This window comes from Mycobacterium scrofulaceum (assembly GCF_002086735.1).
In the GTDB taxonomy this organism is placed as follows: Bacteria; Actinomycetota; Actinomycetes; order Mycobacteriales; family Mycobacteriaceae; genus Mycobacterium; species Mycobacterium scrofulaceum.
Genome location: NZ_MVIJ01000063.1, coordinates 1 through 16,176 on the forward strand (window position 1 = coordinate 1; position 16,176 = coordinate 16,176).

Below are 16,176 nucleotides of genomic sequence, written 5' to 3' on the forward strand. Positions count from 1 at the left end.
CATCAATGGCAAACAGGTGGTCCCATGCTCATGGCAAAACCAGCTCTGAAGTGGTCCCTTTCACCTGGCAGCCGACAAGAAATCCCGACAGCGATATCACCATCTTCAAGGCTTACCCACGCCGCCACAGCATCTAGCCGTGCTCGCGACTTGCCCAGGGCGAATCCGTCAAAGATGTCTTGAAGCAACAATGCCAAGCATGTCCTGAAACCGCACACGGACACCTGCCGGACCTTACACGCGATGTGAGCGGCGCCATACGCTGGCGCTACGAATGGATTAGGTCACTAATGTGAAGGATCACCACATGACCGAGATGCTGACCCAGATGCAGGCGCTTCCCAGTGAAACTCCGCTCGAAGACGAGGCGTTGGCGGCTTACGAGAAGAAGTTTCGGGAGGACAACACGATTTGGGCTGAGTTGTTGCAGGAGAACCTCGACCGGCTCGGGCGCGGCTCGTTTTCGCTGCACTGGATGAACACCGACAAGGCCAATTGGGGTGTTCGCGCGCGCCCGAGTTCGCGGGGGTTGACCTATACCGACATCAACCGCCCGCCAGCCTACGGCACGCTGCCCGAGCACACGACGTGGCGCAACTTCGCCCCGCGCGGCTCTGTGCGTGAGCCCTATGTTGACCAGATGCCGACCATCGACGCTTATGACATCCTCGACAAGAAGGAGGCCTGGGCGGACAACGTCATGACGCTGTATGAGGAGGCCAAGGCACGGCAGTGGAACTCCACCAGCGATATTCCGTGGAACGAGCTGGAGCCCGCCAGTGAGGATCTGGAGAAGGCGGCGTGCCAGCTGGCTACCTCTTTGACGGAGGTTGAGTTCGTCGCCGGTGACTTTCCGTCGCGGTGGGTGTATCGCACCTCACCGGATTTCTACGAGGTTAAGAACTTCCTCGTGACGCAGATGATGGACGAGGCCCGCCACATGGAGGTGTTCCGAAAGCGTGCCCTCGCCGGCGGGGGAGGCTTGTTGCACGCCAGCCCGGCCCTGGAGTGGGCACTGAAGGCGATCCTCGAGTCGCCGAGCCACACCCAGGGCACGTTCCTGCTGAACGTGCTGGGCGAAGGGCTTGTCCTTACGATTTTCCGGGCCGGGGAGTACCTGTCCAAGACGCATGTCGACAAGGAGATCTTCCGGCGCTGCATGCAGGACGAGGCCCGTCACGTGTCGTACGGGACCCTGGAATTGAAGAACTTCCTCGACAGCTCGACTGATCGGGAAAAGGCGCTTTCGGATATGCATCGCTTCGCCGATCTTGGCGAGCAGATCATCCTCACCGCACTGAGCAGTCCCGGGCTGTTGGAACCGCTGGCCGTTCTTATGGGCGGTGGAGTGGACAAGATCGACGAAGGTATGGAGGGTGTGTCGTTCCTGTGGGGGACGATTATTGAGGAGTACCTGCAGCGCTGTGAGCGGGCCGGGTTTGACCGTCGCGAGAAGGTGACGATCCCCTTGGAGATGCCGTGGACGGCGTAAGTACGAGCGCAGATCTTCCTACCGTTGAGTGGTTCACCAGGCTGGCGGAGGTCAGTAAGGCTGACCTCGCCGAGTTCCGTAAACTCGGCGAGGTCGACTGCCGGTTTGCCGTCAACATCTTCGATGGCGGCCCAGATGGGTCTGCGTTGATTGTCCAGCTCACGTTCGACGGCTTCGAGGTGAGCGAGATCAAAGAGATCAGCGACACAGGGTTGGAGTCGATGGATTTCGTCATCGAAACCGACCGTGATTCGTGGCTGGACATGGTGGACAACATCCGCGCCGGAGACGGCCGACCGGACCTCGATCACACCCTCAACGCCTTGAGCATGGCGTCGACGCCGATACGGGTCTGGTCATCTGATCCTCTGGGCAAGGACATGTTTTTCCGCTACAACCAGAGTTTGCAGCATTTCATCAACAAGAGCGCTCGGCTGTGAGTCGCCGCTGAAGAAAAGGAAAGAGCATGAGCGGCACTCGGCGAGGCCATTTCTACATCGATGACACGTGCATCGGGTGCGGAGCGTGTGAGCACTCGTGCCCGGGACGGGTCGATGCCATATCCAAGAAGGCCGACGATTTCCTGGGCCGATTCGTCATCGACCTCGATGAATGCATCGACTGCGGGAAGTGCGTCCCGCTGTGCCCCGTCGATTGTATTCACGACGGGCGGGTCGAGGCGGCATTTGTCCCGGACAATGGCTACACGAAGATCGGAAAGCTATACGACTGGGCAGCGCGCAAAGATAGCTGATACATCAAAAGATCCAGGAGCTGAGGGATTGGCATCAGATTGGTGGCCGGGGCCACGTGTCGCGCGGCCGCTTGGCGCGGAGGTTGATTCTGACCTCTCTGCCAAAATTCGGACAGGCGATAGCTGTGGCTTCGACCCACAATGTCAGCTGCCGCATGAGCTCCCGCCGCGTCGCCGTCAGCTTTGCCGATCTATCACGACATCATCATCGTGGTTTTTCGGTCAGACCTCGCGGCGTCCCGACCATCACCACCCCATCAAATGACTAGGAGTTGTGTCATGGGCGTTTTCAAAGACGGCGTCGAGGCAACGAAGTACATTGCCGGGATCTTCGAGGAGGCGGTGGACGATGAGTCGATCGCCGATCAACTAGCGGCATCCGGTGTTGTGCTGCAGCTCAACTGCTCTGACCCGGATATCCAGGTTACGGTCGACATGCCTAATAAGAAGGTGTTCACCGGGAACTGTGACATCAAGCCTACCGTAGCGATGTTCATGACCTCTGACATGGCCAACCGGTTTTGGCAGGGCAACCTCAATCTCGCTGTCGCGCTGGCCAAAGGCCAGGTCCGCGCCAAGGGGCCGGTTCCAAAGATCCTGAAGCTTATTCCCGTCGCCAAGAAGCTTTTCCCGCGGTACGAGGAGCTGCTGCGGGCTGAGGGCCGTACTGACCTGCTGGTTGTTTGACGCGCGTCGACAAGTCGTCAAGCTGTATGGCGTACATCAAGCTCCTCGAGCGTAGATGTTCGAACGGGCCGGATAAGCGTCGGCCTGGTCGCTGCGACCGGCGTCTTGGTCCGCGCCGCACTTGAAGCCCTGCGCTACTAGGGTCCTGCGTCTGAAACCCGTTTACGGGTGTGGGGCAGGATTTCGTCGGGGTCATTTTCCATACCTGGGACTGTCTGAACAACGGTGGATCTGATCTTGGTCTGACACGCCGGGCGTGAGCTTGGCGGGAAGGACTGATGATGTCGGAAACACTCGACTTCGGAATGGCCATTGATCGTCAGCAGACTACTTTCCCGTGCTGACGACCGACGCCGCCGAATCGGCTCGACGGGGGACAAGTTTGTCCTGGTTCGTGGCGCGCTGGGTGCTCAACAGGCGAGTGCCCAGCCGCTGCAACGCCTCCACTGAGAATGGTTGTGTCATACGGCGGTTGACAGCGGGGGCAATGCGGAGCATGAAATAGCCCAGCCAGGCCTCGGTGCGCACCGGTACGACCGCGAGATCAAACCGTACAGCACGCACGGCGGCGCGAGCGACGAGGTCGGGACTCATCGGTGAGATCGGAAACTTCTCGCCAAATTCCTGGAGCTTCTTGGTGAACTGTTTTCCTTGTTCGATCAGTTCGTGGTTGACGCCGACAACCACCGCGCGATCACCTATATTGGTATTGATCACACCCGGGCATATCGCGCTGACGCCGATGCCTTTCGGTCCGAGCTCGAGCCGCAGGCATTCGGTCAGCATCTTCACGCCCGCTTTGGAAACCGAGTACGGCGACATAACCGGGGTGGGCGTGAATGCCGCCGCCGAGGCGATATTGACGATATGGCCACCGCCGTGTTCAACCATCTGGGCGCCGAAGAAACGGCACCCATGAACGACGCCCATTAGGTTCACACCGAGTTGGCGTTCCCAATCCGACGGACGCAGCTCTAAGAACGGGCCGCCCACCAAGATTCCTGCGTTATTGACCAGCACATCGGCGTATCCGTAATCGGCTAACACGCTGCGAGCGAGCGCCTCCCAGGCATCGGGGTCGATAACATCCAATTGCGCCGCCGACGCGCTGCGGGCATGACCACGGATCATCGCCGTGGTCGCTTGTGCCGCATCCAGATCGATGTCGGACACCACGACATGGGCGCCGAGCTTGGCAAACCTGATCGCTGTCGCCCGGCCAATACCGCTTGCAGCCCCGGTGACCACCACCACGCGTGGACGCAACCGATTGACCTTCACGCGTTCTCCTTCCTCATGGCCCCGATCGCACCCGGAAGCTTAACGCCCGTACTGTAGCGGTAGACATCAAGGTTGTAATGTCGGTTCTGCCAATACATTTCGCCATGCGTCGACGGCCGAAACGGTGAATCGCCCTGGCTGTTGATATAGTAGGTATTCGAATCCGCGCAGGTCGGAGTGAACAGAAAGTTCTTTTCCTGGCGCTTCAAACACTTCCGGAAATACTCGTCGTGGACTTCCTGACGTATCTCGCAGACCGTCGCGCCGCAGCGCTTCGCCTCGGCTATAGCGCGGCTCAGATGAGCCGACGTCGCTTCGATCATCCACAGATATGATCCCAGCACGAAGCCATAAGGCCCAGTGATGGAGAACATGTTCGGAAATTTGGGAACAGACACGCCTTGATACGACTGGTATCTCTGCTCATACCAGAACCGCCCGAGATCGATGCCGTCGCGCCCGATGACGGGAAAGGGTGGCACTGCACCCGTATCCCACAGCTTGAACCCGGTCGCGCATATCAACACGTCGACCTCGTGCTCTACACCATCCACTGTCCGCACCCCCTTCCTGGTTATGCACTCGATCGCATCGGTGACCAGGCTGACATCTTCGCGGTTGAATGTGCGGAGGTAGTCGTTTGACATCGATGGGCGCTTGCAGCCCAAGCCATAGTGTGGGATCAGCTTCTCCCGAATTACTGGATCCTCGATTTGCCGACGCATCCAGCGGCGTGTAGCTAGCTCGAGCAGCTGGCGAGTCCCGTTCACTAGCCACCCTGGACCGACCCACATCCCCGCCATCCCGATCTCAGTTGCGACAGTGCCCACCGTGCGGATAGCCGAGCGGATTCGTTTACGGCCCAGGACCCATCGGCCGACGGACTTGATCTCCATATCCGGTTTGGGGAACACCCAGATCGGCGTTCGCTGGAAGACGGTCAGATGTTCGACCTCGTCAACGATGGCCGGGACAAGCTGGAGCGCCGTGGCGCCCGTGCCGATCACCGCGACGCGCTTACCGGCCAGCACCACGTCGTGATCCCATAGCGCGGTGTGCACGAGCGCACCCCCGTACTCGTCCAAACCTGGGATATCGGGCATCTTCGGGCGTTCCAGGCCGCCGACCGCCATTACGACATATCGGCTCGTGATCTCCTGGTTGCCGGCGGCGGTCAATCGCCATAGACTGTTGTGCTCATCAAACACCGCCGAGGCGACGGTGGTGTTCAACCGAAGCTTCTCACGCAGGCCGTATTGGTCCACGACGTCATCGGCGTAATCCCGAAGCTCGTCACCCGGAGCGAAGATCCGCGACCAATCACCGCGCTGCTCGTAGGAAAAGCTGTAGACAAACGACGGAATATCCACCGCCACACCCGGATATGTGTTCGCATGCCAGGTGCCGCCCACCCGATCCCACTTGTCGACGATGACAAAGTCGTGAATACCTCTCCGTTGCAAGGCGATACCGGCGCCGATACCGCCGAACCCAGCGCCCACAATGACGACGTCATGGTCAGGAGTGACACGCTCGGCAGCAGGTAACTGTTCAATCTCGACTTTTGTACTCAATTCGGGCTCGCCGGACTTGCTGCTACTTTTGGTAACCCACAAGGGTGCCATGGGTCCCGAACAGTTCCTGCTGCCACTTGTTCAGCAGCGCACGGGTGTCGACATCGTCGGGATGAAAGCCGGGTTTCATGTAGATGCGCAGGTCGGCCATCAAACCCTTGAGCAGCGGGCCTCGAAACACAGCACGCGCTTGACGCGTCACTTTGATCGGATGCCACCCTTTAGGGTCCGTCGCGATGGACAGCAACACGCCGATCGTTATCACCGGGATGGCCAGAACGTATAAAACCCCCATCACACCGATGCGAAGCCACTCCGGCCCGCGGACCGACCGGTAAACGTCGAAGGCAACCGATTTGTGCTCCAGCTCTTCCACCGCGTGCCAGTTGAGCAGGTTTCGCACCTCGGGATCACCAGGGATCTTCTGTAACTCCTCGCCTAGCATTCGCTCAGCCAGCGTGGCAGTGAAGTGTTCAGCCGCTGCAGTGACCGCCAGGGGTACCCGCGCGGGCAGCAGGTTTTCGATCCGCACCAACAGCCGCTGCCGCCGACTATTGGCATCGAACATGAAAAAACTGACCAGGGGATAGCCCCTGTCCACCAATTGCTCGTTGAGCCGGCGGTGTTCCTGCCCATGCACCGACTCCTGACCAATGAATCCGGCCACCCGCTTCTTTAACTCCGGATCGGTCACCCGATCGGCGAAGCGCCGGACCGACCTGATAAATAATTCCTCGCCGGGCGGAAATATGCCCGACAGCAACGCCACAAGGTGGCTAAGCACGATGTCGCCCTCAACGAAGTGACGCTGCATCGGCTGCGGATCACCGAATGAGAACCGAATCCGGCGAGTTTTCGGATACGCCTTTTTTGCTGGTCTTTCCGGTGCCATTCCTGTGTTCGCAACTGCTGCGTGACTAGCTACCATGACACTCTCCTTTGTTTTGAGTGTGGTGGTCGGTCACTTCAGGTAGCCGACCAGGGCCCCCTCGGTGCCGAAGAGTTCCTCCTGCCATTGCTCCAGCAACGCGTTGGTGTCGATGTCGTCGGGATGAAATCCCGGTCGCAGGTATTGCCTGAGCTCTGGGATCACGCCACGAAGAATGGGGCCGCGGTAGAGCCGATAGGTCTCACGCACCAGTCGCACTGGCTGACGGCGCGCTTCGGGATCCCGCGCCACCGAACAAGCCAGTACGGCGGTTATGAGGAGGAGCAGAAGGGGGATCATTACCGCCATCACACGTCGACGCACCCGCTCGGTACCCCGCACCGAGCGGAATACATCAAAGGCAACCGACTTGTGCTCAAGTTCCTCCAGCGCATGCCAGTTCAGCAGGTTCCACACCTCCGCATCACCCGGGATCGCCTGGATCTCCTCATCGCCGAGCAGCCGCTCAGCAAGTACGGCGGTGAAGTGTTCTGCGGCTGCTGTCACCGCCAGCGGAATCCGGGCCGGCAGCACCTCCTCGATGCGTTTCACCCAATCAACAAACTTTTCGGAATCCCACCACCCAATCGGATACCCCATGTCAACGAGCTTGTCATTGAGCGCCCGATGCTGCTGGCCATGCACCGATTCCTGACCGATAAACCCGGCCACCCGCTTCTTCAACCCAGGGTCGGCGATCTCATCGGCAAACCGGCGCACCGACCGAATGAACAACTCCTCCCCCGGCGGGAACGACCCCGACAAGTTCGCCAGAAAGTGGCTGAAGATGATGTCGTCGTTAACGAAATACTTGCTGCCCTGGGCAAACGGGAAACGTATCCGCCGGGTCGTCGGATACCGAGACCCCTCACTCACCGCATTTGCAGTGGTCGCTGCCTCTTGCACTATGTGGTCGCTCGTCATAACAAGATACCCCTTCCTCGAACACCCGGTTTCCGATACCGACAGTACTAGGTGTTTAGTGAGACGTTACTGCGGATCGACAGGGCGCGCAAGACTCCGCAATGACGTGTAGAAGCGCTGCGTTTGAGAGCCGCATCACACCGCCGCGTACGCTGTCACCTCCACGACTCCTGCCTTTAAACTGTTTTGACAATCGGCCCAAACCGCAGTACATAGTACTAGTCGTTACGTATACTGTTTGTTCGGAAAATTGCTTACTCGGAAGCAGGGAGCGTTCAAGCTGGATACCGGCATCGAGGCTCTCAGCAACCACTCGTACGGCGCGTAACAGGGAGGCTCGCGTTTCATGTTCCGGGATACCTAGCGGTTCTAGCTGCTCTACGGGCGCCTGTGGCGACGGTGAACATCCCGGACGGGATTGGCACCCAGCGCCATGCCGTGTAGTGCAGTGGACTCTGGTTGTTACAGAAGAGGATGGGGGCGGTGTCAACGATCTGCGGAACCGGCCGTCGGCCAGTCCAAATACATTCGGAGGCGATCAGTTTATGAAGGACTTCACCAATAAAGTGGCAGTAATCACCGGCGCTGGCTCAGGTATCGGCCGTAACCTGGCGTTGAGCTTGGCTGAACAGGGGGCGCAGCTGGCGCTGTCGGACATCGATACGAGCGCGCTGGCCGATACCGCTGGTCGATGCGAGAAGGTCGGAGCTAAGGCGGTGCCGTTCGAGCTCGATGTAGCCCAACGGCCGGCAGTTTACGAACACGCAAAGAATGTCGTCAGTGAATTCGGCAGAGTGAACCTTGTTTTCAACAACGCGGGTGTGGCACTCTCGGCCGACGTGGCCGACATGGATTGGGACGACTTCGAGTGGCTGATGGGCATCAACTTTTGGGGGGTGGCCCATGGCACCAAGGCATTCATGCCGCACCTGATCGCGTCCGGCGATGGCCACATCGTCAATGTGTCATCGGTTTTCGGGTTCGTCGGGATTCCGTCACAAAGCGCCTACAATGCCGCCAAATTCGCCGTCCGCGGCTTCACCGAGGCCCTACGCCAAGAACTCCGGGCCGCCAGGCATCCGGTAGGTGTGACCTGCGTTCACCCGGGCGGGGTGAAGACCAACATCGCCGGTCACGCCCGAGGGCTGCCCGACGGCTCGGACCCCGAAACGCTTAGCCGCCTTTTCCATAGGATCGCGTTCACCAGCCCCGAATCAGCCTCGAGGGCGATACTGCGTGGGGTCAAGAAGAATAAGCCGCGGGTGCTGATCGGTCCTGACGCAAGAGTTTTCGATGCCATTCCCCGAATCCTCGGCCCTCGCTACGAGGACATCATGGCGTCGTTCTATCGCACCGGGCGCTACGGTGCGGGGCGTCGACTCGCCGAACGCCTCGGCCTGCCCAGGTAGTAAGAGCCAACCCTGACGACTGGCGAAATGATTTGCTGGTGGAGCCACAACGTTGGCATACCTGCATCCTCGTTACCAAGGTCAGGAGCCTCCGGGATTTGCAGGACGATTCATCTGGAACGACAATCCTCGACCCTACGTCTGGATCAGAACCGCCGACCAAATCCTGGCAGCATCAGCTAACTACTGCTCCAAATTAGTGACTCACAACGCTAGGCGACCGCGACCAGGTGCTGGCGCTGCGGCTCGCAGCGATAACGCGACGGCTTGCCGTTGATCTTGCAGATCCGCCACACCATTCGCGCGATCGGGTTCATCAGCCCGGTGTCGTAGCACAGCATCCGCACGTCACCGAACATGTCACGCAGCGCCTTGCGCGACTCCAGGGACCCGAAGAACACCTGCTTGCGGACCTCGCGCGGGATGTCGAATTCCTGCCAGAAGGCCTTCGGCGGGACCACGATCGCCGAGCATGCCACCCGCATAATCACCGGCACGTATAACGACAGCCAAAACCGCTTACGCCGCGGTAAGTGCGGCACACGCTTACGCAGATACTCGTGAGCAAACGAGATGTGCCGAGCCTCTTCGGCCACGTGGATGGACATCACCCGCTCCATGATCGGGTGCAGTTCCTTGCCCTCACGTAACACGTTCTTCTGAGTGTGGTCGATGGGTTCCTCACCGGCGAGGATGCCGAACCAGAACGGGATCGGCAGAGGGCTAGCGACCAGCGGGATCAGCGGCGAAAGCCACTTCAGCTGCCGCCGCATCCCAGGCACGTCGGCGCCGATGTGGTTCACCATCTCCTGAAACATCATGGTGTGGTTGCACTCTTCGACCGCCTCGTGCAGGCAGTACCGGTACTCCGGGGACCCGTTCGGCACCCAGAACGCGTACCCCATCAGGCCGCGGATGAGGACCGACTCGAAGTGCAGCCCCACCTTGGCCACATTGGCCTGACGCCACATGCCGATCCTGATTTGGCGTTCCTCCGACTGCGCCTGATACCACGGGTGCCGGCCCAGCGGGTCAGTCGCCGGCAACTTCCAGCGGGGGTCGTTGTCGACTACCGCGTACTCAGGTGCGGTCCAGTCGATGTCGATGTATGGGTTGAAATTGCGTCGCACTGAGCCCTCAGACAGGACGCGCAGCACGTCGGCATACTCGGCGTCGTCCAGCACGTCCATGTTGCGGCGCCAACGCCGCACCAACCTCGTCCGAGCGATCTTCTGGGCCATCGCCAGCCTCCTACCGAAAGTTCACATCAGAAAAGCTACTGATACGGTACCGCTGGTATCGCCAACTTTTCAAAAGCCTGTCCATTTAAGGGCTTGTACCCGCCGCAACAGGTTCGGGCCGTCGCGCAGCCACGCCACCACGAGCCTATTGAAAGTCATTTTCATTACGATATCGCCCGCTCCTAGCTCGCTTGGCAGGGGCGCGGGCACCGATGTCGCCGGAGCCGAGGTTGGGGGCATCAGCGATCAGTAATTTGTACACTATCCCGCTCGTCGCGTCCTCGAGGCACGCTCCAGCCGCTGTGTTCAAGCAGTGCGGCCGAAGTGAACCATCCTATGCACCCTCGGGGTTCTGTGAGCCGGCCGGTTGGTCGGTCACGTGTTGGGAATAGTACTGGGCTTCGGCTTCGGCGCGTGGGACTCGTCCGAGGCGGTGCATGAGCCGCTGCTGGTTGTACCAGGCGACATAGTCGGCGGTGACGTGTTCGACGTCGGACAGGGTGTTCAGCGGGCCGCGGCGAAACGGGGAATCCGCGCGCCATCATCTCCTCACTGCACACTCACACCTGTTCATCTCAAGGTGCGGCCGCCCGCGGATAACGCATGGGGACAACGATTCTGATCCTCGTGCTCAACTAGCGGCAACAGTGAAGGGCCCAACAGCGGCATCCGACGCCCGGCTCGATGCACGGCCTCGTAGGACCACAGTTGTTAGACGGCGTCGACAGGCGACCACTGCATAATTTTCATCTCCTGAGGGCGAGCGCCAGGTCAGAATGGCTCGTCCGCTGAACTACCACTTGGGCCTCCCACAACTGTGGCTCTACCGACCAGGACCAACTTTCTGACGGCAACCCACGTTCACATGTGAGCGGAGGCCCCAGCCCCCCATACCCGTCTAACCCGCCCAGCATAAGGCGGCAGTCGTCTGCCGCCAGCATGCCCTACAATTCCCAGCAAAGGTCAGCACCGCAAGGACTTCGGCCCATTCTTTGGCGGCTGCGGCCGTCTTTTCGTGACGACCTTCGGGCGCAGCGTGTCCTTGAGTGCGTTACGCACGTGATTGCGACGCCAGCCGGTGATGGCGCACAACTGGTCGAGATTCCGGCCATTGCCGGCCCTGTCCGTCCCCACGTAGCGGTTACGATCGCCTCAGCACCACCTTGCGTTGACTCACCTTCAGTACCACCAGCTGGGCCTATCCAGCGCGTTATCCTTGGCTGATCAGGTGCGCCGCACGCGCGCATTCTTAGCTGACGCGACGAGCGGGTCTACCCACGCATTTGCTGAGTCCAGGCGGCGTCTTGACAAGGCGCCCGGAGCGGCACAAAACTGGTGTCATGCGCCCACACTTAGGGCCAGTGCCACCAGTTTGTGGTTGCGGATCCTGCTGGCTCCCGCGCGTGCGGTCGCCGATGAGGCTGGTGCCATTCGGCGGCTCAGATGTGCTCACTCATGGTGCTGTCGCTGTAGTCACGAGAGCTGGCAGCGGCATTGGCCGCGGCTTTGGCGTTGAGCTTGCTCGTCGGGGTGCGCGGGTGTCTGCGCCGATATCGATCCGGGACGGGCTAAGGAGACCGTTGGACTTGTCGTCCAAGCTGGTGGTCAAGGTTCGGACATTACCTGTGATGGCAGGCCGAGAGAATGGCGCCCAGGAGCTATACCGGTGGGCTTGGTGTCATCGAGTGGGTCGCGCGGTAAATAGCCACCGGGCGATTTGAAGAACCAGATCGGAGTAGGGAAATGGCGTTCGAATACAGCGATATGCTGCAAACGATTAAAGACCGACAGTGGGCGCTTGCCGACATCGATTGGGAAGCCCCAGGCGCGGAGTTGATTACCGACGAGCAACGGCCCCACCTCAAACAATTCATGTCAGATGTGGTGTGGATCGAGCATGTCGGAGCGCGTGCTTTCGAGGCGATGGCGCCTAAGGCGCCGTTCGAGGCGTTAAGAGAGATCTACCACTACTTCCACGCCGAGGAGCAGCGGCACGCTAATGCCGAACTTGCCCTCATGCATCGCTGGGGAATGCTCGAGCCAGGAGAGACACCTGTGCCGAATAAGAATATTCGGCTGGGGATCGAGTGGATCGACCACTATAGCGATGCGCTCCCGTTGACGGTGATGAGCTCTGCGATCCCGGCGTTGGAATGCGCCCTCGACGGCGCGTTGCTGAAGTTCCTTCTAGACGAGGTGGCAGACCCGTTGTGCGGCGAGGTCTTCAGTAAGGTCAATAGTGACGAATCTCGCCATCTTGCAGTGGGTTTCCAAGTTCTCAATGACCTCGGCGCCAGCCCGGTGCGGGTGCACGTGATCGAGACGGTGGGGTCCATTATTGATCCGAGAATTCTCCTCGGCTCCCTAATGTATATACCGCTGCTCACCAGGATGATGGCTAACCTCACTGCGTGGGGCCTCTCGGAGGAGAAGCTATACAACGCGGTCACACGCTACTCGAATATCGGCGATCGAAGCGAGTTCACCCGCCGAATTCCCGCTTATCACATCCTTCGGACGCACATGTCTGCGACTATCAACCGCGCTCAACCTTTCCATTTCTTTTCCCAGGGGCTAGGTACCCTTGTCGACCATTTCCCCGTCCAGGTGTTCGGCAAACTGCCCTCCTGGGCTGGGGACATGACATACGAACCGGTTTCCAAGTGACCGATCAATCGACCGTTCTGATCGTCGGTGCCGGCTGGGGGTCAGCGAACCGTTTGCCGGCTCTTCCGGAAATGGAGTGCAGGTAAACGCTGCGGCGACTTGTTGATTGGGTCGTGTCGGTGAGCTAATACGGGCGGCGGGCAGAGGATGCAGGTTCCTACACCTTTGTCGTCTGCCTTCTGGGGAGTCCTGTGTCCGAGCCTACGTCTTGTTCTGCTGCTGTTGTTGCCGACACGATCGTGCGCACGGTCGAACTTGGGGTGACGATCACCGATGCTGCTGTCGACGGCGAGGCCACGGTGGTGTTTTGCAACTTGCTCGATGATGGCCAGCGGCATTGTCCGGGCTGCCGTCGAGACGTCAACCGTGACACTGTGATCCGCAACGTGACTGATGTGCCGGTGGTCGGGCATCCACTTCGCCTGCGGGTGCCGCGCTACCGCTGTGTCGACACCGCCTGTGAGCGGGAAGTGTTCGCCCACAACACCTCTGCGCTAGCGCGGCCAGGATGGTCGACCACCCGCAGATGCGCCCGCTACATCTGTCACCGGCTGATGATCGACCACGCCACCGTCGCCGCGGTCGCCCGCGAGCTCGGCCTGTCCTGGGACACTGTCAACACCATCGCCATGGACGCCACCCAGCTGATCGTGGCCAACGACACCGGCCGACTCGACGGCGTGCGGGTCATCGGGGTTGATGAGCATCGCTGGTCACATGTGCGTCGACCCGACTCAGAGGGCTACGTCACCGTCATCATCGACCTGACTCCCGTGCTCGATGGCACCGGCCGTGCGCGGCTGCTCGACCTGGTCCCCGGACGTTCGGCAGCCGCCTTGAGCAGCTGGCTGTCTGAGCAGAGCTAAGCGTTTCGCGAACAGGTGCAGGTCGTGGCGATGGACGGGTTCGGCGGCTACAAGACCGCGGCGACAGATCAGCTGCCTGAGGCCACCGCGGTCATGGACCCCTTCCATGTCGTCGCGCTGGCCGGCGCCAAGCTCGACCTGTGCCGCCAGCGCATCCAACAACAGACATGCGGGCACCGCGGCCGCACGGGTGACCCGCTTACCTTGTGCGGGGCACGTTGCGCACCCGCTATCCGCTGCTCAATGCGCACCAAAAAGCCCGACTGGAAGCCGTTTTCACCGATGAGGCCCACCTCGCGGTCCAACTGTGCTGGAGCTTCTACCAACGCCTGATCGCCGCCTACGCCCACCCCGACCGCCGCCGCGGCAAAACCATGATGACCACGATCATCAACACCCTGCGCCATGGCGTCCCCGACGAGCTCGAGGAACTGGCCCAACTCGGCCGCACTCTATGGCGCCGCCGCAACGACATCCTGGCCTTCTTCGACCACCACGCCTCAACGGCCCCACCGAAGCGATCAACGGCCGACTGGAAGCACTGCGCCGCAACGCGCTGGGATTCAGAAACCTAACCCACTACCGATGACGCTCACTGCTGCACAGCGGAGCCCTGCACTCACTCGTCAACGCACTCTGAATTACGAAGAGCCGCTTTGGCGTGAAGAAGGACTGCGCGTACCGCAGCGGTGACGACGCAACCGCCGCGGCAGTTCCACCGCGCCGACCACGGTCGCCGATGCGGCCAACCGGGTGTGGGCGGTCGACTTCCAGTTCGATGTCACCACCGATGGGCGGCCGCTTCACCGAGGTTGAGGTCCTAACATCTCCTTCCAACCGTCGTCTCCTATTTTGGCCGAATCTTCGATGGTGTATTTGACGCCATCGGGCCCTAGGAACTCGCCGCTTTGCGGACTATAGATAGCTGCAGCACCGCTAGGAATGTAAATGCACGGGTTCGGCTGCTGACCGTTGCACTGGACGCTCCCAGAACCTGGCCGTTGCAGTGGATCGCTTCGTGGAGGAGGCGTCCCCGTCACCCGGTCGGAAGGAAGCGGATTGATGCCGGTATCGACCGACGGAGCCGGTATGACCAAGCCGGGTTTCACCGGCTGATCACAGCGCGCCGCAGGTGCGGGGCAGCTTAGAATCTGGTTCGGATCCCCGTACCAAGGATTGGTCCCCAGCGGGACATACGGCTCTTTGCTGCGGCATTCGCGCGGCGTGGCCGCGCGCTTGCCGGGAACATCGACACAGGGATAATTACGCGCGCCGCGGACCGCGTTTTGTGCCTCCATCGGAATCTTGCAGTATCGCGTGGTCAAAAGCCCGGGAGTCTCGTCCACAAAGGATCGCCATTGCGATGCCGGCAAGAACCCCGTCAGGCAAGCAGGGGTCATATTTATTGGCGTTTGGAACGAAAGAGAAAACGTATGTGGGTAAGCAGCGGTCACTGTCTCACCGAATGCGGGAATTTGCGGAAGTATGACCAGCAATTGCTCTACATTCTTGTTGTACCGCTTGAGCAGATCGGCCACAATCGCAACATTTGCTAGGGTCTGCGGCAAAGTTTCGCGAACGTCGCCGAGCACGGCTTTAATCTGATCGGCGGTCGGCGCAACCTGGCCCAGGATGCTCTTGAGCTGTTTGTCCTTTTCCGCGGCCTGCGCGTCGAGAGTATTTAAGTTGTGCGCCCACCGCTCGATGGGATCACGCGAGTTGGCCTGGCTGTCGATGATCGGTGCTGCGTTTTGGACGATATCGTTGACGTCGCTAAGGTTTGTTTTGAAATCCCCAACGATCGATTGGGTCGAGTCGACTAGCCGCTGCAGGGCTGGGCCCAGGCCGCCGACCGCTTGAGCTGTCTCATCGAGTAGTCCGGCGATCTTGTCTTTGGGCAGGACGTCCAATGTATGGTTAACGGTATCCAGGGTCGGGCCAATTCGTTTAGGCACCGTGCTGTTAGTGATGGTCTGGCCGGGCGAGAAATACTTGGCCGGATTCTGCGCGGATACTAGGTCTATGTATTGTTCGCCGACCGCCGACACCGAATGCACGTTCGCCGAGGAGTCAATTGGGATTTTGTACTGGTCGCTGATACGCAATGTGGCCCGAACTCCTTGTTCGGTCGGCTCTACCCGAGTTACCTTTCCCACGGTGATTCCGCGGTAGGTGACGTTTGCAGTGGGATAAAGCCCTCCCGACGTGGGTAAATCCACCTCCAAACTGTACTGGCCCATCCCAACGACGCTCGGCAACCTCAGATAATGCCACCCAAGAACGCTCATGGCGAGCATCGTGACGATAGTGAACACGGTTAGCTGAAGGCGAAGGCGTCGAGTCAACATGCTGC

The 16,176-nt window shown here is 60.1% G+C and carries 12 protein-coding genes and 4 pseudogenes; 9 read left to right on the forward strand and 7 right to left on the reverse strand.

Annotated features, from left to right (window positions below; all coding sequences use genetic code 11):
- Nucleotides 1–307: 307 nt before the first annotated feature.
- From BST44_RS25715 to BST44_RS25730, 4 genes are all read left to right on the forward strand, one after another.
- Nucleotides 308–1,492: a ferritin-like domain-containing protein gene (locus BST44_RS25715; protein ID WP_007172279.1), complete on the forward strand. Its 1,185-nt coding sequence runs from the start codon at nucleotides 308–310 to the stop codon at nucleotides 1,490–1,492.
- The gene (locus BST44_RS25720) at nucleotides 1,480–1,932 is read left to right on the forward strand and encodes a hypothetical protein (RefSeq protein WP_007172278.1); all 453 of its coding nucleotides are present in this window, start codon (nucleotides 1,480–1,482) and stop codon (nucleotides 1,930–1,932) included. Before BST44_RS25715 ends, BST44_RS25720 begins: the two co-directional genes overlap by 13 nt.
- A gap of 26 nt (nucleotides 1,933–1,958) precedes the next feature.
- Nucleotides 1,959–2,246 (forward strand): NADH-quinone oxidoreductase subunit I, encoded by a 288-nt coding sequence (locus tag BST44_RS25725; protein WP_007172277.1) that lies wholly within the window; start codon nucleotides 1,959–1,961, stop codon nucleotides 2,244–2,246.
- Between the two features lie 279 nt (nucleotides 2,247–2,525).
- Complete coding sequence (locus tag BST44_RS25730; protein ID WP_007172276.1) at nucleotides 2,526–2,933, forward strand: SCP2 sterol-binding domain-containing protein; 408 nt, start codon at nucleotides 2,526–2,528, stop codon at nucleotides 2,931–2,933.
- Nucleotides 2,934–3,260: 327 nt separating this feature from the next.
- Here the strand turns inward: BST44_RS25730 and BST44_RS25735 are convergent, their stop codons facing one another.
- The 4 genes from BST44_RS25735 to BST44_RS25750 form a co-directional block, all read right to left on the reverse strand.
- A complete protein-coding gene (locus BST44_RS25735) occupies nucleotides 3,261–4,214 on the reverse strand; it encodes an SDR family NAD(P)-dependent oxidoreductase (protein WP_007172275.1) in 954 nt (317 codons plus the stop codon).
- Nucleotides 4,211–5,839: a flavin-containing monooxygenase gene (locus BST44_RS25740; RefSeq protein ID WP_007172274.1), complete on the reverse strand. Its 1,629-nt coding sequence runs from the start codon at nucleotides 5,837–5,839 to the stop codon at nucleotides 4,211–4,213. The genes BST44_RS25735 and BST44_RS25740 overlap by 4 nt, the downstream gene beginning before the upstream one ends.
- Nucleotides 5,811–6,680, reverse strand: coding sequence for a metal-dependent hydrolase (locus BST44_RS25745; RefSeq protein WP_007172273.1), 870 nt, complete (start codon nucleotides 6,678–6,680; stop codon nucleotides 5,811–5,813). Before BST44_RS25745 ends, BST44_RS25740 begins: the two co-directional genes overlap by 29 nt.
- A gap of 69 nt (nucleotides 6,681–6,749) precedes the next feature.
- Nucleotides 6,750–7,640: a metal-dependent hydrolase gene (locus BST44_RS25750; RefSeq protein WP_170826031.1), complete on the reverse strand. Its 891-nt coding sequence runs from the start codon at nucleotides 7,638–7,640 to the stop codon at nucleotides 6,750–6,752.
- Between the two features lie 545 nt (nucleotides 7,641–8,185).
- Between BST44_RS25750 and BST44_RS25755 the strand changes: the two genes are divergently transcribed.
- Nucleotides 8,186–9,049, forward strand: coding sequence for an SDR family NAD(P)-dependent oxidoreductase (locus BST44_RS25755; RefSeq protein ID WP_007172270.1), 864 nt, complete (start codon nucleotides 8,186–8,188; stop codon nucleotides 9,047–9,049).
- A 212-nt stretch (nucleotides 9,050–9,261) separates the two neighbouring features.
- Here BST44_RS25755 and BST44_RS25765 read toward each other — a convergent pair whose 3' ends face one another.
- Both BST44_RS25765 and BST44_RS25770 read right to left on the reverse strand, forming a co-directional pair.
- Nucleotides 9,262–10,278 (reverse strand): AurF N-oxygenase family protein, encoded by a 1,017-nt coding sequence (locus BST44_RS25765; protein WP_033721575.1) that lies wholly within the window; start codon nucleotides 10,276–10,278, stop codon nucleotides 9,262–9,264.
- Nucleotides 10,279–10,624: 346 nt separating this feature from the next.
- Nucleotides 10,625–10,828: pseudogene (locus tag BST44_RS25770) on the reverse strand (IS3 family transposase); the annotation flags it as partial.
- A gap of 877 nt (nucleotides 10,829–11,705) precedes the next feature.
- On the opposite strand from BST44_RS25770, the pseudogene BST44_RS31490 reads away from it, so the two are divergent.
- The 4 genes and pseudogenes from BST44_RS31490 to BST44_RS25790 form a co-directional block, all read left to right on the forward strand.
- Nucleotides 11,706–11,920: pseudogene (locus tag BST44_RS31490) on the forward strand (SDR family NAD(P)-dependent oxidoreductase); the annotation flags it as partial.
- Between the two features lie 113 nt (nucleotides 11,921–12,033).
- Nucleotides 12,034–12,957, forward strand: a complete 924-nt coding sequence (locus BST44_RS25780) for a ferritin family protein (RefSeq protein WP_007172267.1) — start codon at nucleotides 12,034–12,036, stop codon at nucleotides 12,955–12,957.
- Between the two features lie 236 nt (nucleotides 12,958–13,193).
- Nucleotides 13,194–14,412 (forward strand): annotated as a pseudogene (locus BST44_RS25785) (ISL3 family transposase).
- Between the two features lie 65 nt (nucleotides 14,413–14,477).
- Nucleotides 14,478–14,627, forward strand: a pseudogene (locus BST44_RS25790) (IS3 family transposase); the annotation flags it as partial.
- Here BST44_RS25790 and BST44_RS25795 read toward each other — a convergent pair.
- Nucleotides 14,627–16,171 carry an MCE family protein gene (locus BST44_RS25795; protein WP_007172264.1) on the reverse strand — a complete coding sequence of 515 codons (1,545 nt, stop codon included), beginning with the start codon at nucleotides 16,169–16,171 and terminating at the stop codon, nucleotides 14,627–14,629. The pseudogene BST44_RS25790 and the gene BST44_RS25795 overlap by 1 nt on opposite strands.
- Nucleotides 16,172–16,176: the final 5 nt, after the last annotated feature.

What these genes read in the sequence shown, in the direction of transcription:
- BST44_RS25755 (WP_007172270.1), top strand. Translation starts at nt 8,186, where the DNA reads ATGAAGGACTTCACCAATAAAGTGGCAGTAATCACCGGCGCTGGCTCA.
- BST44_RS25745 (WP_007172273.1), bottom strand. Translation starts at nt 6,680, where the DNA reads ATGGCACCGGAAAGACCAGCAAAAAAGGCGTATCCGAAAACTCGCCGG.
- BST44_RS25780 (WP_007172267.1), top strand. Translation starts at nt 12,034, where the DNA reads ATGGCGTTCGAATACAGCGATATGCTGCAAACGATTAAAGACCGACAG.
- BST44_RS25715 (WP_007172279.1), top strand. Translation starts at nt 308, where the DNA reads ATGACCGAGATGCTGACCCAGATGCAGGCGCTTCCCAGTGAAACTCCG.
- BST44_RS25730 (WP_007172276.1), top strand. Translation starts at nt 2,526, where the DNA reads ATGGGCGTTTTCAAAGACGGCGTCGAGGCAACGAAGTACATTGCCGGG.
- BST44_RS25740 (WP_007172274.1), bottom strand. Translation starts at nt 5,839, where the DNA reads ATGGCACCCTTGTGGGTTACCAAAAGTAGCAGCAAGTCCGGCGAGCCC.
- BST44_RS25725 (WP_007172277.1), top strand. Translation starts at nt 1,959, where the DNA reads ATGAGCGGCACTCGGCGAGGCCATTTCTACATCGATGACACGTGCATC.
- BST44_RS25795 (WP_007172264.1), bottom strand. Translation starts at nt 16,171, where the DNA reads ATGTTGACTCGACGCCTTCGCCTTCAGCTAACCGTGTTCACTATCGTC.
- BST44_RS25750 (WP_170826031.1), bottom strand. Translation starts at nt 7,640, where the DNA reads ATGACGAGCGACCACATAGTGCAAGAGGCAGCGACCACTGCAAATGCG.